Origin of the sequence: Streptomyces sp. Ru72, assembly GCF_002920635.1 — a bacterium.
Taxonomy (GTDB): Bacteria; Actinomycetota; Actinomycetes; order Streptomycetales; family Streptomycetaceae; genus Streptomyces.
On the sequence record NZ_PQSR01000117.1, the window covers coordinates 1 to 24,817 of the forward strand.

Genomic DNA, 24,817 nt, shown 5'->3' on the forward strand with positions numbered 1-24,817 from the left:
AGCTCGTCGATGGCGTCCAGCACGGCCTGGCGGGTGCGGGGCAGTACCGGACGGGTGCCGTTGAGGACGTGCGAGACGGTCGCTACGGACACGCCCGCACTCCGTGCGACATCGGCCATGGTTGCCATCGGGTCCCCTCCTCGGCGGTCTTTCCCTCTCAGGCCGTCCGGCGGTGAACGTATCCCATTCGGCGCCCGACGTAAACGCTTGCGCAAGCGTTTACGTCGCTTCGGCATGCTCCGGCCCGCACCGGCGTCGGGCTCGTCGCCTCGGTTCCTGTGGCATGGCTGCCGCCCCGGCGGTGCGGGTCCCCGTGCGCAGGCACTGCGACCCGGCCGAAAACGGAATGGTCGGTGCCGCTATCGTCGGTGTGCCCGCGCCGCCCCGGCAGGGCCAGCCCCGACCAGTGGAGATGCCATGCCCAGCCGTCCCTCGGCGACCCGTCGCACCGTCCTGCGCGGGGCGGCGCTCACCCCGGTCGCCGGGCTCGGCCTCGCGGCCTGTTCGGCGGTCGGAGAGGGCGCGACGGCACCGGACGCGACCCCCACCGCACCGGTCGCGCTGGGTGCCGACAGCGAGGTCCCCAAGGGTGGCGCGAAGCTGTACCGGAACGAGAACGTGGTGGTGAGCCGCGCGGCGGACGGCTCCCTGAAGGCGTACAGCACGATCTGCACACACGCCGGGTGCCCCATCAACAAACTCTCCGGGACGACACTCGTCTGCCCCTGCCACGGGAGCGAGTTCGACGCCCTCACCGGCAAGGTGGTGCAGGCCCCGGCCACCGAGCCGCTGCACGAACTGCCCGTCCAGGTGAAGAACGGCAGGATCGTGGCGGGCCCGGCGGCCTGAGACGCTCACCCGGCCACGGTCAGTCCCAGTCCCAGCAGATCCCCACGATCCCTGACCGGACCCGCGGCTCCACCAGGTGCACCGAGTGGTGCAGCCCGCTCGGCCGCAGCTCCTGGAGGCCGCTGCGCGGGGCGGCCTCGGACTGCTGGGTGAACCGGTGGCAGCGCACCGGCAGCGCCGTCTCGTCGAAGCGCACCTGGAGCGCGTACTGCCCGCCCGGCACGCGGAACCGTCGGACGTGTTCGCAGGAGATGCCCGCGGTGCCGTCCTCGAAGGCGTAGCGGAAGAGGAACGTATCGCCGGAGTGGAGCCGCGTGTCGAAGAGCAGCTCGGCGACCAGCAGGCCGGTGTCGTGGTGCCGGCGCACACGTCCCGTGCGGCAGTTCTCGAGGGCGTGCACCGCGATCCGCTCGGGGGCGCATCCCGGATCGCCGTGGTGAACGGCGATGTAGCGGTCCACGCCGTCCCGGTGGGCGCGCACGATGTGGTGCGACTCCCGCGCCAGCAGTTCCCGGCGTGATCCTATGCGCACGCGGTCGTGGTGGCCGATGGCGAGCAGTCCGTCGTCGAGCGGTGCCTCCAGCTCGGCGAGGAGCTGTTCCAGGACGCCGGAGGCCTCCACCAGGGCCCGGTACGAACGGCCTGCGGGACGGTCCGGGCCCGGCTGCTCGTCGGAGGTGGCGAGCAGCCGGATCAGGGACTCGTCCGGCAGCTGAAGGATCTCCTCCAGGGCGCGCACCGCGCGCAGGGACTCCGGCCGCTGAGGGCGGCGCGCGCCCTGCTGCCAGTAGCTCAGGCTCGTCACTCCGACCCTGACCCCGTGCCGCGACAGGTGGTGCTGCACGCGCTGCAGCGGCAGTCCTCGGGCAGCGATCGCGGCGCGCAGTGCGACGTGGAAGGGGCCGCCGCGCAGAGCCGCCTCCAACTCCACCGGGACGACGTCCGCATGCTGTGTGCCGTGCCGCATACAGGGGGGCCTTTCTGTGAATGTGCGCGACGGCTGGTCAGACCGTGCGCAGGTCGTGCCGGGGCGCCCGGGGCGTGCGAGGCTCGTTCACAAGCGAACCTCTCCGTTCGCGGCCCGAAGTTTCCCCGCATTGAAGCGTGTTGACCAAGCCCCGACAACACCTGATGGCGGCTCCTCACCGGGCGGTGTCCGGAATGCGTTCGGTGGGACGGGCGCGAACCCCGGTCGTGGGACCGAGGGTGGCTGCGCGGCAGCGGAGGGTGCCCGACGTGCCACGGCGTTCCGGGCGGGCCGGGCGCCGCCCGCCGACGGCCGTGGGCGGCCCCGGCGGGTCGCGAGGCGGACCGCCGCCGGTGGGGCGGCCGGACAGCCGAGACGTCCCGGTCGAGCCGGCCTCCGGCGCCCCTGCTGCTGTCCACAGGGGCGCCGCGCTGTCGGCCCCCGCCAGTAGGGTGTGAGACATGGCCGACCCCTCCAGCTACCGCCCCAAGCCAGGAGAGATCCCGGACTCTCCCGGGGTCTACCGGTTCCGTGACGAGCACCGCCGGGTGATCTACGTCGGAAAGGCGAAAAGCCTGCGTCAGCGCCTGGCGAACTACTTCCAGGACCTGGCGAACCTCCACCCGCGCACCCGCACCATGGTCACCACGGCCGCGTCCGTGGAGTGGACCGTGGTGTCCACGGAGGTCGAGGCCCTGCAGCTGGAGTACACCTGGATCAAGGAGTTCGACCCCCGGTTCAACGTCAAGTACCGCGACGACAAGAGCTACCCGTATCTCGCGGTGACGATGAACGAGGAGTTCCCGCGGGTGCAGGTGATGCGCGGCCAGAAGCGCAAGGGCGTGCGGTACTTCGGGCCGTACTCGCATGCCTGGGCGATCCGCGACACCGTGGACCTGCTGCTGCGCGTCTTCCCCGTGCGCACCTGCTCGGCCGGCGTCTTCAAGAACGCGGCCCGCACCGGCCGCCCCTGCCTGCTCGGCTACATCGGCAAGTGCTCCGCGCCCTGTGTGGGCCGGATCTCCCCCGAGGACCACGGCGAACTGGCGGAGGAGTTCTGCGACTTCATGGCCGGCCGCACGGGGACCTACCTCCGTCGTCTGGAGAAGCAGATGATGGAGGCGGCCGAGGAGATGGAGTACGAGCGGGCCGCCCGACTGCGCGACGACATAGAGGCCTTGAAAAAGGCCATGGAGAAGAACGCGGTCGTGCTCACGGACGCGACCGACGCCGACCTCATCGCGGTCGCCGAGGACGAACTCGAAGCAGCCGTGCAGATCTTCCACGTGCGCGGCGGGCGCGTGCGCGGCCAGCGCGGCTGGGTCACCGACAAGGTCGAGGAGATCACCACCGGCGCCCTCGTCGAGCACGCCCTACAGCAGCTCTACGGCGACGAGACGGGCGACTCGGTGCCCAAGGAGGTCCTCGTCCCGGCGTTGCCCGATCCGATAGAGCCCGTCCAGGACTGGCTCACCGGCCGACGCGGGTCGAACGTGTCGCTGCGCATCCCGCAGCGCGGCGACAAGAAGGCACTGATGGAGACCGTGCAGCGCAACGCCCAGCAGGCGCTCGCACTGCACAAGACCAAGCGCGCCTCCGACCTGACCACGCGCTCGCGTGCCCTGGAGGAGATCGCCGGCGCCCTCGACCTGGAGAGCGCCCCCCTCAGGATCGAGTGCTACGACATCTCGCACCTTCAGGGCGAGGACGTCGTGGCCTCCATGGTCGTCTTCGAGGACGGGCTGCAGCGCAAGAGCGAGTACCGCCGCTTCCAGATCAAGGGCTTCGCGGGCCAGGACGACGTCCGGTCCATGCACGAGGTGATCACCCGCCGCTTCCGGCGCTACCTGGCCGAGAAGGAGAAGACCGGGGAGTGGGCGGACGGCGAGGCGCTCACCGAGGACGACGGGCGGCCCAAGCGGTTCGCCTACCCGCCGCAGCTCGTCGTCGTCGACGGCGGGCAGCCGCAGGTCGCCGCGGCCCGGCGGGCCCTGGACGAGCTCGGCATCGACGACATAGCCGTGTGCGGCCTCGCTAAGCGGTTGGAGGAGGTGTGGCTGCCGGACGAGGAGGACCCGGTGGTCCTGCCCCGCACCAGCGAGGGTCTCTACCTTCTCCAGCGGGTCCGGGACGAGGCGCACCGCTTCGCGATCACCTACCAGCGCAGCAAGCGGACCAGGCGCCTCAGGTCGAGCCCCCTGGACGACGTGCCGGGCCTCGGCGAGACCCGCAAGCAGGCGCTCATCAAGCACTTCGGCTCGGTGAAGCGACTGCGTTCCGCGACAGTCGACCAGATTCAGGAGGTTCCCGGCATCGGCCGCAAGACCGCCGAGACCATCGCCGTGGCCCTCGCCCAGGCGACCCCGGCCGCACCCGCCGTCAACATGGCGACTGGAGAGATCATGGAGGAGGAGGAACCCGTTACGACGGGGGGTTCCTCCGGGGAACCCGTGTCCACGGGCGCCCCGCACGAGCGACGGGGGCAGGAGACATGACCGAGCACGACCAGCACGCAGAAGAACGACCGGAGCTGAACCGGCCGGATCGCCCGGACCGCAGGGAGTCGGGCGAGGACCAAGGGCGGCAGCAGGCCGCCCAGGACAACGGAGCACAGGTGAGTACGGGCAGTGAAACGGCCGGGATCCCCGAGGCGGCGATCCCCGAGTTGGTGATCATCTCCGGCATGTCCGGCGCCGGCCGTTCGACGGCCGCCAAGTGTCTGGAGGACCTCGGCTGGTTCGTCGTCGACAACCTGCCGCCCGCCCTGATCCCCACCATGGTGGAGCTGGGCGCGCGCTCCCAGGGCAACGTCGCCCGGATCGCGGTCGTCGTCGACGTCCGAGGCCGCCGCTTCTTCGACAACCTCCGCGAGTCCCTGGCCGACCTGGAGGCGAAGAACGTCACCCGGAGGATCGTCTTCCTGGAGTCCTCCGACGAGGCCCTGGTGCGCCGTTTCGAGTCCGTGCGCCGTCCGCACCCCCTCCAGGGCGACGGCCGCATCGTCGACGGCATCGCCGCCGAGCGCGAGCTGCTGCGCGAGCTGCGGGGCGACGCCGACCTGGTGATAGACACCTCCAGCCTGAACGTGCACGAGCTGCGCGCCAAGATGGACGCCCAGTTCGCGGGCGAGGAGGAGCCCGAGCTGAGGGCCACCGTGATGTCCTTCGGCTTCAAGTACGGCCTCCCGGTCGACGCCGACCTCGTCGCCGACATGCGCTTCCTGCCCAACCCGCACTGGGTCCCGGAGCTGCGCCCCTACACCGGCCTCAACGAGGAGGTGGCCGCCTATGTCTTCAACCAGCCCGGCGCCAAGGAGTTCCTCGACCGCTACGCCGAGCTGCTGCGGCTGATCGCGGCCGGGTACCGCCGCGAGGGCAAGCGCTACGTGACCATTGCCATCGGCTGCACCGGCGGCAAGCACCGCTCCGTCGCCATGTCGGAGAAGCTGGCCGCCCGCCTGGCCGCCGAAGGAGTGGAGACCGTGGTCGTGCACCGGGACATGGGGCGCGAGTGACCGGACGTACTCCGCGGCTGAGCAGGCTGCGCCGAGTGGTGCCCGAGGGCCGTGGCGGCCGGGCGCGCCGCCGTGGCGCCCAGCCGAAGGTGGTCGCCCTCGGCGGCGGCATGGGCCTGTCCGCCTCGCTCGCCGCACTGCGCCGGATCACCGGCGACCTCACCGCCGTCGTCACCGTCGCCGACGACGGCGGCTCCAGCGGGCGTCTGCGTGACGAACTGGGCGTACTCCCGCCCGGGGACCTGCGCAAGGCGCTGGCCGCGCTGTGCGGTGACGACGACTGGGGCCAGACCTGGTCCCGCGTCATCCAGCACCGCTTCCAGTCAAAGGGCGACCTGCACGACCACGCGGTCGGCAACCTGCTGATCGTGGCCCTGTGGGAGCAGCTCGGCGACCACGTTCAGGCCCTGGACCTGGTGGGCAGGCTGCTGGGCGCCCATGGCCGGGTGCTGCCCATGTCCGCCGTGCCACTGGAGCTCCAGGCGCTGGTCAAGGGCCACGACCCGGAGCGCCCGGACGAGATCGACACCGTACGGGGACAGGCGACCGTCGCGCTCACCCCGGGCGAGGTGCAGTCCGTGCACCTGGTGCCGAACGACCCGCCCGCCGTCCCGGAGGCCGTGGAAGCGGTCCTGGACGCCGACTGGGTGGTGCTCGGGCCCGGGTCCTGGTTCTCCTCGGTGATCCCGCATCTGCTCGTGCCCGAACTCCTGGACGCCCTCGTCGAGACGAAGGCGCGCCGGGTCCTCTCCCTGAACCTCGCCCCGCAGCCCGGAGAGACCGAGGGCTTCTCCCCGCAGCGTCATTTGGAGGTTTTGGGACGACACGCCCCTAAACTCGCCCTGGATGTGGTGTTGGCCGACCAGGCCGCCGTGCTCGACCGTGCCTTGCTGACCGAGGCCGCCCAGCGGTTCGGTGCCGCGGTCGAGCTGGCCCCGGTGGCCCGGACCGACGGAACCCCGCGGCACGACCCGGAGCTGTTGGCCGCCGCGTACGACCGTATTTTTCGGATGCATGGAAGGATCGGCCCATGGCGATGACGGCAGCGGTGAAGGACGAGATCTCCCGGCTTCCCGTCACCCGGACCTGCTGCAGGAAAGCGGAGGTCTCGGCGATCCTGCGGTTCGCGGGCGGACTCCACCTGGTCAGCGGCCGCATCGTGATCGAGGCGGAGCTGGACACCGCGATGGCGGCCCGGCGGCTCAAGCGGGACATCCTGGAGATCTTCGGCCACAGCTCCGAGCTGATCGTGATGGCGCCCGGCGGTCTGCGACGCGGCTCCCGCTACGTCGTGCGGGTGGTCGCGGGCGGTGACCAGCTGGCCCGGCAGACCGGCCTCGTCGACGGCCGGGGCCGCCCGATCCGCGGTCTGCCCCCGCAGGTGGTCTCCGGGGCCACCTGTGACGCGGAGGCGGCCTGGCGCGGCGCGTTCCTGGCGCACGGCTCGCTGACGGAGCCCGGCCGCTCGTCGTCCCTGGAGGTCACCTGCCCCGGCCCCGAGGCCGCGCTCGCCCTGGTGGGTGCCGCCCGGCGGCTGTCGATCGCCGCGAAGGCCCGCGAGGTGCGCGGCGTGGACCGGGTGGTCGTACGGGACGGCGACGCGATCGGCGCCCTGCTCACCCGCCTCGGCGCGCACGAGTCCGTGCTGGCCTGGGAGGAGCGGCGGATGCGCCGCGAGGTCCGCGCCACGGCCAACCGCCTCGCCAACTTCGACGACGCCAACCTGCGCCGCTCGGCCCGCGCCGCGGTCGCCGCCGGCGCACGGGTGGCGCGTGCCCTGGAGATCCTCGGCGACGAGGTGCCCGAGCACCTCGCGGCCGCGGGCCGACTGCGCATGGAGCACAAGCAGGCATCGCTGGAAGAACTGGGCGCCCTCGCCGACCCGCCGCTCACGAAGGACGCGGTCGCGGGCCGTATCCGCCGACTGCTGGCGATGGCCGACAAGCGTGCCGCGGACCTCGGCATCCCGGGCACGGAGTCCAATCTCACGGAGGAGATGGCGGACAACATGGTCGGGTGACTCCGTAAGCCCGACGGGCCGGTGGCGACGCGCACTTGAGGCGTCGTCACCGGCCTTTGTCCGTCCTTGATGCGCCCTTGACTCGATCATGGATTGTCATGAGCCTGGCACCTGATTCGCCGCTGTGGCGAACCATCGCTAGGGGGATCCATGAGACACAGAGCGAGATCGATCCTCGCTGTCGGCACACTCCTGCTCGGTGGAGCGGGCCTCGCACCCATCGCCCAGGCACAGAGCGGGACGTCCTCCCCACCCGACCCGGAGGAGGTCAGGGTCTTCCACGCCGAGGTGACCCAGAAGCAGATACCCCTGCTGCTCGAGGCGGGCCAGGACGGTCATGAACTCGGCGAGCGGGTGACCGGCAGCGGCAGGAGCACCGTCGAGGTCTACCTCACCGACCGGCAGGCCGGGAAGCTCAGGAAGCAGGGCCTCCGCCTCACCGAGCACGCACTGTCGGCGAAGGCCGAGACGCGCGTCGAGAACGCGGCCCAGGGCGTGTTCCGCCCGTACAGCGGAAGCGGCGGTCTGAAGGAAGAGATCGGCAGAACGGGTCAGGCCCACCCCGCTCTCACCAAGGTCGTCTCCATCGGCAAGACGATCAACGGCCAGGACATTCTCGCGGTCAAACTGACCAAGAACGCGAGGAAGTCCAGGGACGGCTCGAAGCCCTCCGTGCTGTACATGTCCAACCAGCACGCACGCGAGTGGATCACTCCGGAGATGACTCGCCGGCTGATGCACCACTACCTGGACCACTACGCCACGGACAAGCGCATCAAGAAGATCGTCGACTCCACCGAACTGTGGTTCGTCCTGTCGGCCAACCCGGACGGCTACGACTACACGTTCAAGGACCCGGACACCCGTCTGTGGCGCAAGAACCTGAGGGACGTCAACGGCGACGGAGTGATCGGCGTCGGTGACGGAGTCGACCTCAACCGCAACTTCGCCTACAAGTGGGGCTACGACGACGAGGGTTCGTACCCCCCTGCCCACCAGCGAGACCTACCGCGGCGCGAGCCCCCAGTCCGAGCCCGAGACCCGGGCGCTCGACAGGTTCGAGAAGCGCATCGGATTCAGGTACGGCATCAACTACCACTCCGCCGCCGAACTGCTTCTCTACGGCGTCGGCTGGCAGGTGGCGACCCCGACCCCCGACGACGTCCTCTACAAGGCGCTCGCCGGTACCCCGGACAAACCCGCGATCCCCGGCTACCGCTCGCAGGTGTCCTCGGAGCTGTACACGACCAACGGCGAGGCGGACGGCCACGCGTCCAACGTCAACGGCATGGCGATGTTCACCCCCGAGATGTCTACCTGCCAGACCGCGTCCGGCATCGACCCGAACGACGCCTGGAACGCCGCCGACTGCCAGTCCGTCTTCAACTTCCCCGATGACGAGAAGCTGATCCAGCAGGAGTTCCAGAGGAACATCCCGTTCGCGCTCTCCGTCGCCGAGACCGCCTCCCACCCGGACCGGCCGTCCTCCTCGGTCGGCATCGACGCGCCCGACTTCACCCCGGCGACGTTCTCCACCTCCTACGCGCGCGGCGCGGACCAGGAGGTCTCCGTCGTCGTACGCAAGTCCGTACGCGACAAGGAGCTGAAGTACCGAGTCAACGGCGGCCGCGTCGAGGCCCGGGCGCTCAGGCCCTGGAAGGGCGGAAAGACCTACGGGGGCGACGACAACCTCTACTTCGACGAGTACCGGGCCAAGGTCCGAGGCGGCCACCCCGGCGACAAGGTCGAGGTCTGGTTCACCGGCGAGACCCGCGGCGGGCGGAAGACGTCCGGCAAGCACTTCACCTACACCGTGGCCGAGCGGCCCAAGGCGGACGTCCTCGTCGTCGCCGAGGAGGGAGTCAAGGCCACCCAGGCCCAGGCCTATGTGGACGCCTTGAAGGCGGCGGGCCGCAAGGCGATCGTCTGGGACGTCGCCACCCAGGGCGCGCCCGACGCGCTCGGGGTGCTCCACCACTTCAAGGCGGTCGTCCACTACACGGGCGCGAGCGTCCCCGGCAACGCCACCCAGCTCCAGCTGCGCGCCTACCTCAACGAGGGCGGCAAGCTGATCGAGGCCGGGGAGCAGGCAGGCGGCACCGTCGACCTCGGCGGCGGCAACCTCTCGGACGACTTCAGTCAGTACTACCTCGGCGCCTACTCGCGTACGACGGCGCCGGGGGTCACCGGATTCGCCGGCTCCGGCAAGCTCGGCGGCGTCACCGCAGGCCTCGGCGACGCGCCCGGCAACCCGCTGGACAAGGCCGGGGCGTACGGCGTCACCTCCGAAGAACTGCCCGCGGACAAGTACCCGCAGTTCGCCAGTGCGGGGGCGGGCCTGTTCACCGGGGCGGCCAACCCCTACCAGCCCTACGCGGGCTCGTACATGGCCGCGGCCGCGCACACCGACAACGCCTACAAGCGGCTCACCCGCACCGTCGACCTCACAAGGGTGAGCGCGGCCGACACACCCGCCCTGCGCACCCGGCTGCTGTGGGACACCGAACCGGGCTACGACCACGCCGTGGTCGAGGTCCACACCGTCGGGGCCGACGACTGGACCACGCTGCCGGAGGCCGGCGGCGCCACGAGCGACGCCGTGCCCGCGGACTGCGACGCCGGGTTCCTGGTGGGCGAGCACCCCTGGCTCAAGCACTATCTGACCGTGGCGTCGGGCGGCTGCGGCGCGAAAGGCACCACCGGCGCGTGGCACAGCCTGACCGGCGCGTCCAACGGCTGGCAACAGGTGAGCTTCGACCTGAGCGCGTACGCGGGGAAGACGGTCGAGGTCTCGCTGAGCTACATCACCGACCCGGGCACCGGCGGCCACGGCGTCCTCGCCGACGAGGCCTCGCTCGTCGTCGGCGGCTCGGCCGTCGAGACGGAGGGCTTCGAGACGTCCCTCGGGGCCTGGCGCGTGGCGGGACCGCCCGCCGGCAGTCCGGCCGTCCTCAAGGACTGGGCTCGCACCGGAACCCTGTTCAGCACTTACGGAGCGGTCACCACGGACCGTACGGTGCTGCTCGGCTTCGGCCTGGAGCACCTGACCTCCGCGGGCGGCCGGACGGCCCTGATCGGCAAGGCACTCAACGCGCTCGGCCTCTGACGGCCGGTAGTCAACGGCAGTTGGTCCCATGTCGCCGGAACGAGTGACGGGGCCGTCGTGCCCGGGCGGTCCGTACCCCTACTGGCGGGTACGGACCGCCCTGCCGTGTATGAGGCATCTCGATGTCACCACGGCTGCCTCAGGGAGGTAGGGTCGTAGGCGGTCGGGGACATCCCATACAGCTCGCCGGCGTCGAACCCGGCGTACCAACGAGGAGATCGGTTCGTGACGATCCGCGTAGGCATCAACGGCTTTGGCCGCATCGGTCGTAACTACTTCCGCGCGCTGCTGGAGCAGGGTGCAGACATCGAGATCGTGGCTGTCAACGACCTGGGTGACACCGCGACCACCGCTCACCTGCTGAAGTACGACACCATCCTCGGCCGCCTCAAGGAGGAGGTGTCCCACACCGAGGACACCATCACCGTCGGCGGCAAGACCATCAAGGTCCTGTCCGAGCGCAACCCCGCCGACATCCCGTGGGGTGAGCTGGGCGTCGACATCGTCATCGAGTCGACCGGCATCTTCACCAAGAAGGAAGACGCCGCCAAGCACCTCGCCGGTGGCGCCAAGAAGGTCCTCATCTCGGCCCCGGCCAAGGACGAGGACATCACCATCGTGATGGGTGTCAACCAGGACAAGTACGACCCGGCGAACCACCACGTCATCTCCAACGCCTCCTGCACCACCAACTGTGTGGCGCCGATGGCGAAGGTCCTCGACGAGAACTTCGGCATCGTCAAGGGTCTGATGACGACGGTGCACGCGTACACGAACGACCAGCGCATCCTGGACTTCCCGCACAAGGACCTGCGCCGCGCCCGTGCCGCCGCCGAGAACATCATCCCGACCACCACGGGTGCCGCGAAGGCCACCGCGCTGGTCCTGCCGCAGCTCAAGGGCAAGCTGGACGGCATCGCCATGCGCGTCCCGGTCCCGACCGGCTCGGTCACCGACCTGGTCGTGGAGCTCTCCCGCGAGGTCACCAAGGAAGAGGTCAACGCCGCCTTCCAGAAGGCCGCCGAGGGCGAGCTCAAGGGTCTCCTCGACTACACCGAGGACCAGATCGTCTCCTCCGACATCGTCAACGCCCCGGCGTCCTGCACCTTCGACTCCTCCCTGACCATGGTCCAGGAGGGCAAGAACGTGAAGGTCATCGGTTGGTACGACAACGAGTGGGGCTACTCCAACCGCCTCGTCGACCTGACGGTCTTCGTCGGCAACCAGCTCTGATCGCTCCAAGCAGGCATCCCATGCGGTAGCAGGGCTCGGGCAGCGCACGGTCGCGCTGCCCGAGCCCTGACGCACGTGCGGCGGGCCCCGGCGCGCCCACGGACCGATCGGCCCGGACCGGCCGTCCGGATCGATCAGCCCTCGTACGATCAAGAGCTTTCCCCAGGAGTCCGACCCATGAAGACGATCGACGAACTTCTCTCCGAAGGCGTGGACAACAAGCGGGTCTTCGTCCGCGCCGACCTCAACGTGCCGCTCGCCGACGGCCTCATCACCGACGACGGCCGCATCCGTGCCGTCCTGCCCACCGTCAAGGCCCTCGCCGAGGCGGGCGCCAAGGTGGTCGTAGCCTCCCACCTGGGCCGCCCCAAGGGCGCCCCGGACCCGGCCTTCTCCCTGCTGCCCGCCGCCGAGCGCCTCGGTGAACTCCTCGGGGCGCCCGTGGCGTTCGCCCAGGACACCGTCGGTCCCGCCGCCCACGACGCGGTCGACGGCCTCCAGCCGGGTCAGGTCGCGGTCATCGAGAACCTGCGCTTCAACCCCGGCGAGACGTCCAAGGACGACACCGAGCGAGGCGAGTTCGCGGACCGGCTCGCCGCCCTCGCCGATGTGTACGTGAGTGACGGCTTCGGCGCCGTCCACCGCAAGCACGCCTCCGTCTACGACCTCCCGGCCCGGCTGCCGCACTACGCCGGCTACCTCATCGCCACCGAGGTCGGCGTCCTGAAGAAGCTCACCGAGGACGTCCAGCGGCCCTACGTCGTCGCTCTCGGCGGCGCCAAGGTCTCCGACAAGCTGGCGGTCATCGACCAGCTGCTCTCCAAGGCCGACCGTCTCCTCATCGGCGGCGGCATGGCGTACACCTTCCTCAAGGCCAAGGGCTACGAGGTCGGCAAGTCGCTGCTGCAGGAGGACCAGATCCCGGCCGTCCAGGAATACCTCGAGCGCGCCGAGAAGACCGGCGTCGAGCTGGTCCTGCCCGTCGACGCCCTCGTCTCTCCCGACTTCCCGGACCTGAAGACCAAGGCCCCGGCCAACCCCACCGCCGTCGCCGCGGACGCGATCCCGGCCGACCAGGAGGGTCTGGACATCGGTCCTCAGACCCGCAAGCTGTATGCCTCGAAGCTCGCCGACGCGGCCACCGTCTTCTGGAACGGCCCGATGGGCGTCTTCGAGCACCCCGACTTCGCCGAGGGCACCAAGGCGGTCGCCCAGGCCCTCGTCGACTCCCAGGGCTTCACCGTGGTCGGCGGCGGCGACTCCGCCGCGGCCGTCCGCATCCTGGGATTCGACGAATCGGCATTCGGTCACATCTCGACCGGTGGCGGCGCCTCCCTCGAGTACCTCGAGGGCAAGACGCTCCCCGGCCTCGCCGCACTGGAGGACTGAACCTTGAGCACCCGCACGCCGCTGATGGCGGGCAACTGGAAGATGAACCTCAACCACCTCGAGGCCATCGCCCACGTCCAGAAGCTCGCCTTCGCCCTGGCGGACAAGGACTACGAGGCCGTCGAGGTCGCCGTCCTGCCGCCCTTCACCGACCTGCGCTCCGTACAGACCCTGGTCGACGGGGACAAGCTCAAGATCAAGTACGGCGCCCAGGACCTCTCGGCGCACGACTCCGGTGCCTACACCGGCGAGATCTCGGGCTCGATGCTGGCCAAGCTGAAGTGCACCTACGTGGTGATCGGGCACTCCGAGCGCCGCCAGTACCACGGCGAGAGCGACGATCTTGTGAACGCCAAGGTCAAGGCCGCCTACAAGCACGGCCTGACCCCGATCCTGTGCGTCGGTGAGGAGCTGGAGGTCCGCGAGGCGGGCGAGCACGTCACCCACACGCTCGCCCAGGTCGAGGGCGGCCTGAAGGACATCCCGGCCGAGCAGGCCGAGTCCATCGTGATCGCCTACGAGCCCGTCTGGGCCATCGGCACCGGCAAGGTCTGCGGCGCCGAGGACGCCCAGGAGGTCTGCGCCGCCATCCGCGCCAAGATCGCCGAGCTGTACACGCACGACGCCGCCGGCATGGTCCGCATCCAGTACGGCGGCTCGGTGAAGTCCGGCAACGTCGCAGAGATCATGGCGAAGCCGGACATCGACGGCGCGCTGGTCGGCGGCGCCTCGCTCGATGCCGACGAGTTCGTCAAGATCGTCCGCTTCCGCGACCAGTAAGTGCTTCCGGGGGGCGATCCGTCGTACTCTTGCGGGGGCAAGGTGGTCCGCCATCCTGCCCCCGTCGTCCATCCGAATCCGAGGAAGTTGGTCCAGCCGTGGTTTTGGGGTTCTCGATCGCCCTGATCGTCTTCAGCCTGCTGCTGATGCTGCTGGTGCTGATGCACAAGGGGAAGGGCGGCGGCCTCTCCGACATGTTCGGTGGCGGCATGCAGTCCTCCGTCGGCGGCTCGTCGGTCGCCGAGCGCAACCTCGACCGGATCACCATCGTGATCGGTCTGCTCTGGCTCGCCTGCATCGTGGTGCTCGGCATCCTGATGAAGACCAACCACTAGCGTCGGCCGGTATCGGCAGGCCGCACAAAACGCATATAGAGCACGTAACGCCCCATGTTCGGTACGGGTCTTCGGACCCGGCCTATCATGGGGCTTGCGTCTGGGGGCGGGGGTAACTCCCATCACTGGACGCGCGTTGGGCCTTACGTAGACTGAGGCGCTCGCAGCGAAGCGAAACGCCGACTCGCTTCGCGGCACCATCACGCAGGGAGTTACGACCGTGGCAAGTGGCAACGCGATCCGAGGAAGCCGGGTCGGGGCGGGGCCGATGGGCGAGGCCGAGCGCGGCGAGTCCGCGCCGCGTCTGCGCATCTCCTTCTGGTGCTCCAACGGGCACGAGACGCAGCCGAGCTTCGCCAGCGACGCGCAGGTTCCCGACACCTGGGACTGCCCCCGCTGCGGCTTCCCGGCCGGACAGGACCGGGACAACCCGCCGGACCCGCCGCGCACCGAGCCGTACAAGACGCACCTCGCGTATGTACGGGAGCGGCGCAGCGACGCGGACGGCGAGGCGATCCTCGCCGAGGCGCTCGCCAAACTGCGGGGGGAAATCTAGGAGTTGAACCGGCCGGGTGCCTGCGGGCACCTGGCCGGTGGCGTTCGGTACCGCGGTGCGCGTGTCGCCGGCCCGGCCCGGCACGGGCCGCGGCCCGGCGCCTCGTGCGGCCGGGGCAGCCCCGCGCCCAGGTGTGCTCCGGAGTCCCCAGCGGCCTGTTTCCGCAGCTCAGCCCGATTGTCAGTGGTGCCCTCTACGGTTTGTGCATCGACGAATCGTGAGGGGGGACGATGGCAACGGTCGAGGTGGCGGGCACCCTACGGCGGCCCGCGTGGCGTGGAGGATTCGGGCGGCTGTGGACCGCTGCCGTGGTCTCCCGGTTCGGGGACGCGCTACGGACGGCCGCGCTGCCCCTGCTCGCCGTGCGGCTCACGGACGAACCGCTCGTCGTCGCCTCGGTCACCGCCTGCGGCTACGTCCCGTGGATGCTGTTCGGCCTGCTCGGCGGGGCCGTGGCCGACCGGGTGGACCAGCGGCGGGCGATGTGGGCCGTGGACACCGTGCGCGGACTGCTCGTCGCGGCCTTCGCGCTCGCCGTGGGGCTCGGGTACGCCTCGATCCCGCTGCTCCTGCTCCTCGCCTTCACGCTCACCACCCTCCAGACCCTCTTCGACAACGCTTCCACGGCCCTGTTGCCCTGCCTGGTCGACCGCGAGGCCCTGGGCAGCGCCAATGCCCGGCTCATGACCGGACAGCAGCTCGCGGGCGGTCTGCTGGCGGGCCCGTTCGTGCCGCTGCTCCTGGCGGCCGGAGCGTTCATGCCCTTCACGGCCGACGCGGGCACCTTCCTGCTGGCAGCCGCCCTGGTCGCCTCCCTGCGGACGAAGTCGGCAGCTCGGGAGCCGCGCCCGTCCGGCAGCACCCTGCGTGCCGAGATCGGCGACGGGCTGCGTGCCCTGTGGCAGGACCGGGTGCTGCGCGCGGCCTGCCTCGCCACGCTGCTGTGCAACATCGGCATGGGCGCCCTGATCGCCACGCTGGTGCTGCACGTGACTCGCTGGCTGCACGCGGGCGACGCCGGATACGCGGCCGCGATGACGGCGTACTCGGCAGGCAGCCTCATCGGTGGATTCGCCGCCCAGTGGATCGCCCACCGCACCGGACGCCTGCGCGCCCTGCTCGTCGCCGGCTGCGTCCAGACGGCGTGCCTGCTGCTCATCGGAACCGTCCGCCACACAGGAGCGCTGCTCGCTGGCATGCTGCTGTTCGGCGCCATGGGCATGGTGTGGAATGTCAACCAGGTCACCCTGATGCAGAACCGCAGCCCCGAGACCATGGTGGGCCGTATCGCAGCCGCCTTCCGCACCGCCTCCACGTCGGGCGCCCCGCTCGGCGCCCTGCTCGGCGGAGCCGTGGCAGGGACATACGGCCTGAACGGGCCGGCGCTGCTCACCGCCGCGCTCTTCGCGCTCGCCGTCACCTCGTTGACACTCGCGCGCAAGGCGGACGTACCTGTTGTTGCCCCGCAGGACGGCGTGACAAGAGGTCAGGCCGCACCGGGATCAATTAGGTTGGGACCGGCAGCGGGGCGAGCTACGCAGCAGCACAGGCAAGGAAGAAGGCTGAACTCTCAGATGAACGCAGACAGCCGTACCAGGCTCAACCAGACGCCCGAGTGGACCGCTCTGGCCAAGCACCGCGAGGAGCTCGGCGAGGTGCGGCTGCGCGAGTTGTTCGCGGCGGACCCTGGCCGCGGCAGCGGGTACGCCCTCCAGGTCGGTGATCTGCACGTCGACTACTCCAAGCACCTGGTCACCGACGAGACGCTGCGGCTGCTGCGCGAGCTGGCCGCCGCGCGGGACGTCTTCGGCCTCAGGGACGCCATGTTCCGCGGCGAGAAGATCAACACCACCGAGAACCGCGCGGTCCTGCACACCGCCCTGCGCGCCCCCCGGGACGCGGTGATCGAGGTCGACGGCGAGAACGTGGTGCCCAAGGTGCACGCGGTGCTCGACCAGATGACCGACTTCGCGGGCCGGGTCCGCTCCGGCGAGTGGACCGGCCACACCGGCAAGCGCATCAAGAACGTCGTCAACATCGGCATCGGCGGCTCCGACCTGGGTCCCGCGATGGCGTACGAGGCGCTGCGCGCCTACACCGACCGCGATCTGACGTTCCGGTTCGTGTCGAACGTGGACGGTGCCGACCTGCACGAGGCGGTGCGGGACCTGGACCCGGCGGAGACGCTGTTCATCGTCGCCTCCAAGACGTTCACCACGATCGAGACGATCACCAACGCGACCTCGGCCCGCAAGTGGCTCCTGGGCGAGCTGAAAGCCGGCCAGGAGGCGGTCGCGAAGCACTTCGTGGCACTGTCGACGAATGCCGGGAAGGTCGAGGAGTTCGGCATCGACACGGCCAATATGTTCGAGTTCTGGGACTGGGTCGGGGGCCGGTACTCCTACGACTCGGCGATCGGCCTGTCCCTGATGATCGCCATCGGCCCGGACCGCTTCCGGGAGATGCTCGACGGCTTCCGCACCGTCGACGAGCACTTCAGGACCGCGCCCGCCGAGTCCAACGTGCCGCTGCTGCTCGGCCTGTTGGGCATCTGGTACGGCAACTTCCACGACGCCCAGTCGCACGCCGTGCTGCCCTACTCGCACTACCTGTCCAAGTTCACCGCGTATCTCCAGCAGCTGGACATGGAGTCCAACGGCAAGTACGTCGGCCGGGACGGGCGCGAGGTCGAATGGCAGACCGGTCCCGTCGTCTGGGGCACCCCGGGAACCAACGGGCAGCACGCCTACTACCAGCTCATCCACCAGGGCACCAAGCTGATCCCGGCCGACTTCATCGGCTTCGCCGAGCCGGTCGCCGAGCTCTCCGACGAGCTGAAGGCGCAGCACGACCTGCTGATGGCGAACTTCTTCGCCCAGACCCAGGCGCTGGCCTTCGGCAAGACGCCGGACGAGGTGCGCGCGGAGGGAGTGCCCGAGGAACTGGTGGCCCACAAGACCTTCAAGGGCGACCACCCGACCACCACCATCCTCGCCAGGGAGCTGACCCCGTCGGTCCTCGGCCAGCTCATCGCTCTCTACGAGCACAAGGTGTTCGTCCAGGGCGCGATCTGGAACATCGACTCCTTCGACCAGTGGGGCGTGGAGCTGGGCAAGGTCCTCGCCAAGCGCGTCGAGCCCGCGCTGACCGAGGGCGCCGAAGTACCGGGCCTGGACGAGTCCAGCAAGGCCCTGGTCGCCCAGTACCGGGAATGGCGCGGTCGTTAGAGCCACGGCGGGGCGGGCGGCACGACCGTCCGCCCCCGGCTCCCCGCTCGGGGCGGCGTGCTCAGGCCACCGCGCTCAACGTGTCCGCGAGCCGGCGGCGGGCCGCGCGGGCCGCGGGCAGGGCGGCGAGCGAGGCGGCTCCCGCCACGGCCGCGGCCCCGAACAGCAGCAGGAGGACGGGGGAGGGGCCCCGGGCCAGCCCGGCGCCTATGCCGCTGGAGCGGCCCTGGGCGTCGATCAGCCAGTGGGCGAGGGGCAGACCCAGCGCCGTACCGATGACCACCGCGGCCAGGGCGGTGCAGGCGGTGGCCGTGACCGTGATCGCGGTGATCTGCCGTGGGGACAGGCCGATCGCCTTGAGCGCCAGGAGGTCCCGTTCGCCTTCGCGGACGGTACCGCCGATCGCGGTCAGCAGTTCGACGATCCCGATGAGCGCGAGTACGGCGATCAGTCCTGCGACGACTCCGCGCAGCGGTGAGAGACCGTCCGCCGGGTTCGCCACCGGGTGCACGTCCAGGTGTCCGTCGGCGGCCCTGGCCAGGTCGCCGGCGACCTGGTGGGGATCGGCGCCCGGGCGCAGCCGGAGCTCGTAGAGGGTGGGACGCAGGCCCGGGTCGTTGTCGCGCAGGGTGTCGAGCGAGGTTGAGATGACCCGGCCGGCGTTCTCCGGTTCGATGCTGCGGCCCACGATGTGCAGGATCTGCGGCTGGTCGCCCACCGTCATCCGGACCCAGTCGCCGACCCGCACGTCCAGCAGGTCGAGCAGCCCCTGCCCGGCCACGGCCTCGTCGGGGCCCCGCGCGGGACGGCCCTCGGCGAGAGCGTAGGGGTAGGGGTTCTCGCGGGTGCCCAGGCCCCGCAGTGCGATGGTGGCCGTCTGGCCCGGCACCAGGGCGGCCACCTCGACGCCCGGGTAGGCGTCGGCGACCTGCCGGTCGCGTTCCAGCAGGGCGTGCGTGGCCGCATCGCCGAGACCGCTGTCGGGGCGCACGGTCAGGGCGGCGGCGAGGCCGACCTCGTCGGGCCTCGAGTGGAAGCGGTCGATGGTGGTCCACGCGCTCATCGCCACCACGATCAGCAGCAGCGGCAGGGCGAGCCGGGCGACCGTGGCCAGGGACCGGGGGCGGCGTGCGAACGCCCGGTGCCAGCCCAGGACCAGCGCGGGGGGCAGCCGCAGACCTAGCGCGCCGCGCGCCAGGGCCGTCAGACCTCCGGCCGCCGGCGCCGCGGGCCGCGGCACCGGCACCGGAGGCACCCGTCCCGCCCGCCAGGCCGCGAGCCCGGTGGTGGCGGCGATGAAGAGCACCGCTGCGGCCGGGACCGCGAACAGCGCCACGGTGTGTCCCGGCAGACCCTGCCACACGCCGACCGCGTCCCCGAAGCGCCCTGGGATCCGGCGGCCCAGCCCCTGGGTGAGCGCGGCCGCGGCCACCGCGCCGATCAGGGCGTAGGCCACATGCTGGAGGAGGAAGACGCGGACGACCTGGCCGGGTGTGAAGCCGATCGCCTTCAGTACCGAGATGTCCCGCAGATGCCCTCGCACCCGGGTGCCGATCGCCCCGTGCACGGCGAACCCGGCAGCCACCAGCGCCCCCAGACCGAACAGACCGAGGACCTGCCCCAGCAGCCGGCTGTCGCCCTGCGCCTCGGCCCGCGCCTGCTGCCAGGTGGAGACCTCGGTGACCGCGCCGGCTCCGAGGACGGTGACGGCACGCTGGACGGCGTAGTCCGTGTCGTCGGGGTCGGACAGGCGCAGCCCGGTCACCTCTCCGCCGGCATCGCGCACGGCTGACGGCAGGGCCCAGACGAGTCCGGGCTGTTCACCGGGGCGGTAGCGGGGCTCGGCGCTGTCCGCGATACCGGCCACGGTCAGCGTCCGGGCCGTACCGGCCACCGTCAGCGTGTCCCCGGGCTCGGCCAGCAGTGCCCGGGCGAGCCGGCTCTCCAGCACCACGCCGCCCGGGTCGGCGGGATCCAGCCAGTGTCCCGAGGTGAGCAGCGGCCGGCCGACGGAGGGCTGCCCGGGGGTGGCACGCAGCTCGACGGAGGCGCGGGTGCCTCGGGAGGCGAGGGTCGCGGACTCGGTCGGGTAGGGCCCGGCGACGGATTCGACGCCGTCCAGGTGGGCGAGGACGGTCGCGTCGGCGGAGCGGGCGGTGTGGATCCACACGTGCGCGCCGCGCGCCTGCGTGAAGACGCGCTGCCAGGGGTTGGTGGCGTACCCGAACAGGGCCGTGGCCAGCAGCAGGGAGGCGACGATGCCGGCGGTGGCGAGCACCATGAACAGCGCCTCGCCGCGGTGTGTGCGCAGATCGGAGTGCGCCCAGCGCAGGGTGGCTCGCACGGGCTTCAGCCCCCGGTTCCTGGGAGGGCACCCGAGTACGTCAGGTGGTCGTACACCGCACTCAGTCCTTCAACTCCAGCACGCCGGCCACACCGGCGGTCCCGGCCCGGCGCGGCGGTGTGGCGTCCAGCTCCGCGTCGTCGACGATCCGCCCGTCGAAGAAGCTGATGACGCGGTCGGCGGCGCTCGCCAGCCGGGCGTCATGGGTGACGAGTACGATGCTCTGCCCGCGCTGGTGGAAGCGTGACAGCAGCCGCATCACCTCGCGGGTGCCCTTGCTGTCGAGGCTGCCCGCGGGCTCGTCGGCGAGCAGCAGCGGCGGATGGTTGACCAGGGCGCGGGCGAGAGCCACCCGCTGCTGCTCGCCGCCGGACAGCTCGCCCGGCATGCTGCGCTCCTTGCCGGTCAGGCCCAGCTCGGCCAGCAACGCCTCCCGCTCGGCCCGCGCCTGCTTCGGCGGCACACCGGCGAGCAGGGCGGGCAGCTCCACGTTGTCCGCGACCGACAGGTCGGAGACCAGGTTGAAGAACTGGAAGACGATCCCGATGCGCTTCCGGCGCTCCACGGCCCAGCGGGCCTCGCTGTAGGAGTCGGTGCGCTCGCCGTCCAGCCAGATGCTGCCGCCGTCGGGTCGCTGCAACCCGCCGAGCAGGTGCAGCAGCGTCGACTTCCCGGCGCCGGACGGGCCGGTGACCGCCACGAACTCACCCTGCGACAGACTGAGATCGACCCCGCGCACGGCGTGCGCCGGGGCTCCCTCGCCGTAGTGGGTCTTGACCAGGCCCTCGGCGCGCAGCAGAGGAGTGGGGCGCTCGCTCATTCCGGCTCCTCCAGTTCCTCCTGGCACCGCTCCAGCCAGTCGAGGTCGGCCTGCAGGTGCAGCATCGCGCCCTCGATCAGCAGATGGGCGATACGGTTGTCGCGGTCTTCGGCGGCGGCCAGTCTCGACAGGTCGCGCATGGTGTTGAGGTACTGGCGCCGCTGCTTGTTGATCAGGGCGATCTGGTCGGCGAGACCGGTCCGCGGGGCGAGCGCCAGCTTCATGAAGAACTCGTCCCGTACCCGCGGCTCGTCCTCGGTCTCCTCGAACCAGGCGTGCAGCGCCTCCCGCCCGGCGTCTGTGAGGTGGTAGACCTTCTTGTTGGGCCGGCTGGACTGCTCGACGTCCTCGCCCTCGATCAGTCCCGACTTCTCGAGGCGGCCGAGGGTGACGTAGATCTGGCCGACGTTCGGCTGAGGGTACGCGGAGCCCAGCACTTGCTCAAGGTCCTGCTTGAGCTCGTAGCCGTGGGCGGGGCCGCGCGCGAGGAGTGCCAGGAGGGGCAGGCGCACTCGTGCTGTCCTCCTGTCTGCTCACAATGTGCTCCAGGCCCTAGTATCGCCCATACCTAACAGGTATACATGGCCTCTGACTCCTGGGCGAGGGTGCCCGGAGCCATGTGCGTGTGTACAGGGAGGAACCTATGCGGTGGATACGCGCCGCCGGTAGGTGCCTCCTCGTCCTCGCCGTGGTCATGACCGGTTACGTGGCTTCCGGAGCCCGCGCCGACGAGGGGAGTGGCGGGGGCCGCGGCCCACTCACCCTGGCCACCGCGGGAGATCTCACCGGCTATCTGGGCCCGCTCCTTCAGGGCTGGAACCGCACCCATCCCGGCGAGAGGGTCACCCTCGTCGAGCTGCCGGACTCCGCGGACGAGACGCATGCGCAGATGACCACCGACCTGCGCGGCGGCGACCGCAGCCGGTTCGACGTCCTGAACATCGACGTCGCCTGGACCTCCGAGTTCGCGGCGGCCGGCTGGATCCGCCCGCTGCCGCGCGACCGGTTCCCGCTGAAGACCTTTTTGCCGCCGGTCGTCGACACGGCCACCTACGACGGACAGCTGTACGCCGTCCCGTATGTCACGAATGCCGGGCTTCTCCTCTACCGCAAGGACATCCTTGCCAAGGAGGGCGTGCCGCCGCCGCGCACCTGGGCAGAGCTGGAGCACGACGCGAAGACCATCGCGCCCAAGTACGGGCTCGGCGGCTATGCGGGCCAGTTCCTGCCCTATGAGGGCCTCACCGTCAACGCGGCCGAGGCCGTGTACTCGGCGGGCGGCACCATCCTCGGCGACGAGGGTGCCCGCGTCACCGTCAACTCCGACGCGGCGCGCGAGGGGATCGGATTCCTCGCCCGGGGCGTCCGCGAGGGGTGGATACCCAAGGAGGCGCTGACCTACAAGGAGGAGGAGTCCAAGCAGGCCTTCCAGGACGGCCGGCTGCTCTTCCTGCGCAACTGGCCGTACGCGTACGTCGCCGCCTCCGCCCCGGGATCCAAGGTGTCCGGGAGGGTCGGCGCCGTCCCGCTGCCGGGGCCCGACGGGCCGGGGACGAGTGTTCTCGGCGGCTCCAACCTGGCCGTCAACACCCATGCGCGCCACCCGGAGTCGGCCGCGCGTCTGATCGCCTACCTCACCGGCGAGGGCGTCCAGCGCCAGGTGCTCACCCGCGGCGCGCTGCCGCCCGTGCGCGCCGCCCTCTACGACGACCCCGAACTCGTACGGCAGTTCCCGTATCTGCCGACCCTGCGCGCCGCCGTGCTCGCGGCCGCACCGCGCCCCAAGAGCCCGCGCTACGACCAGGTCAGCCTGGCGGTGCAGGCGGTGGTGCACGACGCGCTGACGGGGCAGGAGACGCCCGAGTCGGCAGTGCGACGCCTGGCGCGCGAGCTGGCCGCCATCTCCCATCGCTAGTTACTTGTTAGGTAACGCGGACGTCTCATCTGGCATCTCGGTGCCCTGATAAGTCCGGATTTTGTGCCCCAACTTCCCAGTAGCTTCCGTACCGTTCGTTGACACCCTCGTGAAACGTCTACCTAACATGCATGCATAACCGTTAGCACGCACAGACAGGTCAACGGGGTGAGTCCCAAGCACATCGACACCCGTCGCTGGTGGCGCGACGCAGTGATCTACCAGGTGTACGTCCGCAGCTTCCTGGACAGCACCGGCGACGGCATCGGCGATCTGGCCGGCGTCAGGGCCGGCCTGCCGTACCTGAAGAAGCTCGGCGTCGACGGGATCTGGCTGAGCCCCTTCTACCCCTCCCCGCAGCACGACCACGGGTACGACGTCTCCGACTACTGCGACGTCGACCCGCTCTTCGGCGACCTCGCCGAGTTCGACCTGCTCACGGCGGCCGCCCGGCGGCTGGGCATCAAGGTGCTCCTGGACGTCGTCCCCAACCACTGCTCCAGCGAGCACCCGTGGTTCCGCGAGGCCCTCGCCTCGCCGCCCGGCAGCCCGGCCCGCGCCCGCTTCCACTTCGCCGACGGCCGCGGGCCCGACGGCTCCGAGCCGCCCAACAACTGGCACGCCATGTTCGGCGGCCCGGCCTGGACCCGCGTCACGGAGGCGGACGGCCGCCCCGGCCAGTGGTACCTGCACATGTTCACGCCCGAGCAGCCCGACTGGAACTGGCGCAACCCGGAGGTACCCGCCGAGTTCGACCGGGTGCTGCGCTTCTGGCTGCACCGCGGCGTCGACGGCTTCCGCATCGACGTCGCCGCCGGCCTGTTCAAGCACCCGGAGCTTCCCGACTCCCCGGACCCCGAGGCCGACGCCCGCACCCGCGACTCGGTCAACCCGCTCGCCTGGAACCAGCCCGAGGTGCACGACGTGTGGCGCCACTGGCGATCGGTGTGCGAGGAGTACACGGCACGCGACGGCCGTGAACGCCTCCTGGTCGGCGAGGTCTCGGTGCCGACCGCCCGCGAGCACGCCAAGTACGTCCGCCCGGACGAGCTGCACCAGGCCTTCTTCTTCGACCTGCTCAGCGCCCCCTGGGACCCCGAGGCCTTCCGCAAGGTGATCTCCGAGGCCATGCAGGACATCGCGGGCACGGGCTCGACGGTCACCTGGGTCCTCAACAACCACGACCAGGTCCGCACCGTCACCCGCTACGGCGAACCCACCCCGCAGGGCAGCGGCCTCGGTGCCGCCCGCGCCCGCGCCGCCGCGCTGCTGATGCTGGCGCTGCCCGGAGCCGCGTACATCTACCAGGGCGAGGAGCTCGGCCTGCCCGAGGTCGTCGACCTGCCCGACGACGTGCTCACCGACCCGATCTTCCGCCGCACCGGGAGCCGCGCCCGGATCCGCGACGGCTGCCGGGTGCCGCTGCCGTGGTCCGGGCAGGCCTCCCCGTTCGGCTTCACCTCCGGCGCCGAGGGGGCCAGGCCCTGGCTGCCGCAACCGGAGTGGTTCGCCGAGCACGCCACCGACCGCGCCGTCGCCGACACCCGCTCCTTCTGGCACCTGTACCGCGACGGCCTCCAACTGCGCTCCTCACTCCCGCAGTTGGGCGAGGGCACGATGCGCTGGCTGGACACCCCGCCCGGCGTCCTCGCCTTCGTACGCGGCGACGACCTGGTCTGCGCCGTCAACTTCGGTACCGCCCCCACGCCCGCGCCGGTCTCCGGCACCCCCCTGCTGGCCAGCGGCCCCTGCCCGCCCGGGG

The 24,817-nt window shown here is 70.8% G+C and carries 18 protein-coding genes and 2 pseudogenes; 15 read left to right on the plus strand and 5 right to left on the minus strand.

Going from position 1 to position 24,817, the window contains the following annotated elements:
• A partial coding sequence (locus C3488_RS33930; RefSeq protein ID WP_146067981.1) for a LacI family DNA-binding transcriptional regulator occupies nt 1–128 on the minus strand: 128 nt, incomplete at its 3' end.
• Nucleotides 129–417: 289 nt separating this feature from the next.
• On the opposite strand from C3488_RS33930, the gene C3488_RS33935 reads away from it, so the two are divergent.
• Nucleotides 418–849, plus strand: coding sequence for a Rieske (2Fe-2S) protein (locus C3488_RS33935; protein WP_103844733.1), 432 nt, complete (start codon nt 418–420; stop codon nt 847–849).
• Between the two features lie 19 nt (nt 850–868).
• Here C3488_RS33935 and C3488_RS33940 read toward each other — a convergent pair whose 3' ends face one another.
• On the minus strand, nt 869–1,816 hold the full coding sequence (locus tag C3488_RS33940; RefSeq protein WP_103844734.1) for a hypothetical protein: 948 nt from the start codon (nt 1,814–1,816) through the stop codon (nt 869–871).
• A 461-nt stretch (nt 1,817–2,277) separates the two neighbouring features.
• Between C3488_RS33940 and uvrC the strand changes: the two genes are divergently transcribed.
• The 12 genes and pseudogenes from uvrC (at nt 2,278) to pgi (ending at nt 17,976) form a co-directional block, all read left to right on the plus strand.
• The gene (gene uvrC / locus C3488_RS33945) at nt 2,278–4,311 is read left to right on the plus strand and encodes an excinuclease ABC subunit UvrC (protein WP_103844735.1); all 2,034 of its coding nucleotides are present in this window, start codon (nt 2,278–2,280) and stop codon (nt 4,309–4,311) included.
• Nucleotides 4,308–5,330: an RNase adapter RapZ gene (gene rapZ, locus C3488_RS33950; protein WP_103844736.1), complete on the plus strand. Its 1,023-nt coding sequence runs from the start codon at nt 4,308–4,310 to the stop codon at nt 5,328–5,330. Before uvrC ends, rapZ begins: the two co-directional genes overlap by 4 nt.
• The gene (gene yvcK / locus C3488_RS33955; RefSeq protein WP_103844737.1) at nt 5,327–6,370 is read left to right on the plus strand and encodes a uridine diphosphate-N-acetylglucosamine-binding protein YvcK; all 1,044 of its coding nucleotides are present in this window, start codon (nt 5,327–5,329) and stop codon (nt 6,368–6,370) included. Before rapZ ends, yvcK begins: the two co-directional genes overlap by 4 nt.
• Nucleotides 6,361–7,350: a DNA-binding protein WhiA gene (gene whiA, locus C3488_RS33960; protein WP_103844738.1), complete on the plus strand. Its 990-nt coding sequence runs from the start codon at nt 6,361–6,363 to the stop codon at nt 7,348–7,350. Before yvcK ends, whiA begins: the two co-directional genes overlap by 10 nt.
• 150 nt (nt 7,351–7,500) lie before the next feature.
• Nucleotides 7,501–10,456 (plus strand): annotated as a pseudogene (locus C3488_RS33965) (M14 family zinc carboxypeptidase).
• 225 nt (nt 10,457–10,681) lie between these two features.
• Nucleotides 10,682–11,689 carry a type I glyceraldehyde-3-phosphate dehydrogenase gene (gap, locus tag C3488_RS33970; protein ID WP_103844739.1) on the plus strand — a complete coding sequence of 336 codons (1,008 nt, stop codon included), beginning with the start codon at nt 10,682–10,684 and terminating at the stop codon, nt 11,687–11,689.
• A 177-nt stretch (nt 11,690–11,866) separates the two neighbouring features.
• Nucleotides 11,867–13,078: a phosphoglycerate kinase gene (locus C3488_RS33975; RefSeq protein ID WP_103844740.1), complete on the plus strand. Its 1,212-nt coding sequence runs from the start codon at nt 11,867–11,869 to the stop codon at nt 13,076–13,078.
• 3 nt (nt 13,079–13,081) lie between these two features.
• Nucleotides 13,082–13,858, plus strand: coding sequence for a triose-phosphate isomerase (tpiA, locus tag C3488_RS33980; protein WP_103844741.1), 777 nt, complete (start codon nt 13,082–13,084; stop codon nt 13,856–13,858).
• A 98-nt stretch (nt 13,859–13,956) separates the two neighbouring features.
• Complete coding sequence (gene secG / locus C3488_RS33985; protein ID WP_103844742.1) at nt 13,957–14,193, plus strand: preprotein translocase subunit SecG; 237 nt, start codon at nt 13,957–13,959, stop codon at nt 14,191–14,193.
• A gap of 220 nt (nt 14,194–14,413) precedes the next feature.
• The gene (locus tag C3488_RS33990; protein WP_003957010.1) at nt 14,414–14,749 is read left to right on the plus strand and encodes an RNA polymerase-binding protein RbpA; all 336 of its coding nucleotides are present in this window, start codon (nt 14,414–14,416) and stop codon (nt 14,747–14,749) included.
• Nucleotides 14,750–14,979: 230 nt separating this feature from the next.
• Nucleotides 14,980–16,200: pseudogene (locus C3488_RS42100) on the plus strand (MFS transporter); the annotation flags it as partial.
• A gap of 123 nt (nt 16,201–16,323) precedes the next feature.
• Nucleotides 16,324–17,976, plus strand: coding sequence for a glucose-6-phosphate isomerase (gene pgi, locus C3488_RS42105; protein ID WP_258053828.1), 1,653 nt, complete (start codon nt 16,324–16,326; stop codon nt 17,974–17,976).
• A 61-nt stretch (nt 17,977–18,037) separates the two neighbouring features.
• Here pgi and C3488_RS34000 read toward each other — a convergent pair whose 3' ends face one another.
• The 3 genes from C3488_RS34000 to C3488_RS34010 form a co-directional block, all read right to left on the minus strand.
• Entirely contained in the window at nt 18,038–20,320 is a 2,283-nt protein-coding gene (locus C3488_RS34000; RefSeq protein WP_103844744.1) for an FtsX-like permease family protein, read from the minus strand.
• Nucleotides 20,321–20,381: 61 nt separating this feature from the next.
• Nucleotides 20,382–21,140, minus strand: coding sequence for an ABC transporter ATP-binding protein (locus tag C3488_RS34005; RefSeq protein ID WP_103844745.1), 759 nt, complete (start codon nt 21,138–21,140; stop codon nt 20,382–20,384).
• A complete protein-coding gene (locus tag C3488_RS34010) occupies nt 21,137–21,652 on the minus strand; it encodes a PadR family transcriptional regulator (protein ID WP_103844746.1) in 516 nt (171 codons plus the stop codon). The genes C3488_RS34005 and C3488_RS34010 overlap by 4 nt, the downstream gene beginning before the upstream one ends.
• A gap of 131 nt (nt 21,653–21,783) precedes the next feature.
• Here C3488_RS34010 and C3488_RS34015 point away from each other — a divergent pair, with 131 nt between their 5' ends.
• Together C3488_RS34015 and C3488_RS34020 are read left to right on the plus strand one after the other, a co-directional pair.
• A complete protein-coding gene (locus C3488_RS34015; protein ID WP_103844747.1) occupies nt 21,784–23,055 on the plus strand; it encodes an ABC transporter substrate-binding protein in 1,272 nt (423 codons plus the stop codon).
• A 168-nt stretch (nt 23,056–23,223) separates the two neighbouring features.
• Nucleotides 23,224–24,817, plus strand: a 1,594-nt coding sequence (locus C3488_RS34020) for a glycoside hydrolase family 13 protein (protein ID WP_258053827.1), incomplete at its 3' end; no start/stop codon positions are given.

Bases quoted from the DNA above. Each gene is read 5' to 3' on its own strand.
- C3488_RS33935 (WP_103844733.1), top strand. From the start codon at position 418: ATGCCCAGCCGTCCCTCGGCGACCCGTCGCACCGTCCTGCGCGGGGCG.
- C3488_RS33940 (WP_103844734.1), bottom strand. From the start codon at position 1,816: ATGCGGCACGGCACACAGCATGCGGACGTCGTCCCGGTGGAGTTGGAG.
- uvrC (WP_103844735.1), top strand. From the start codon at position 2,278: ATGGCCGACCCCTCCAGCTACCGCCCCAAGCCAGGAGAGATCCCGGAC.
- rapZ (WP_103844736.1), top strand. From the start codon at position 4,308: ATGACCGAGCACGACCAGCACGCAGAAGAACGACCGGAGCTGAACCGG.
- whiA (WP_103844738.1), top strand. From the start codon at position 6,361: ATGGCGATGACGGCAGCGGTGAAGGACGAGATCTCCCGGCTTCCCGTC.
- C3488_RS33975 (WP_103844740.1), top strand. From the start codon at position 11,867: ATGAAGACGATCGACGAACTTCTCTCCGAAGGCGTGGACAACAAGCGG.
- pgi (WP_258053828.1), top strand. From the start codon at position 16,324: ATGAACGCAGACAGCCGTACCAGGCTCAACCAGACGCCCGAGTGGACC.
- C3488_RS34005 (WP_103844745.1), bottom strand. From the start codon at position 21,140: ATGAGCGAGCGCCCCACTCCTCTGCTGCGCGCCGAGGGCCTGGTCAAG.
- C3488_RS34015 (WP_103844747.1), top strand. From the start codon at position 21,784: ATGCGGTGGATACGCGCCGCCGGTAGGTGCCTCCTCGTCCTCGCCGTG.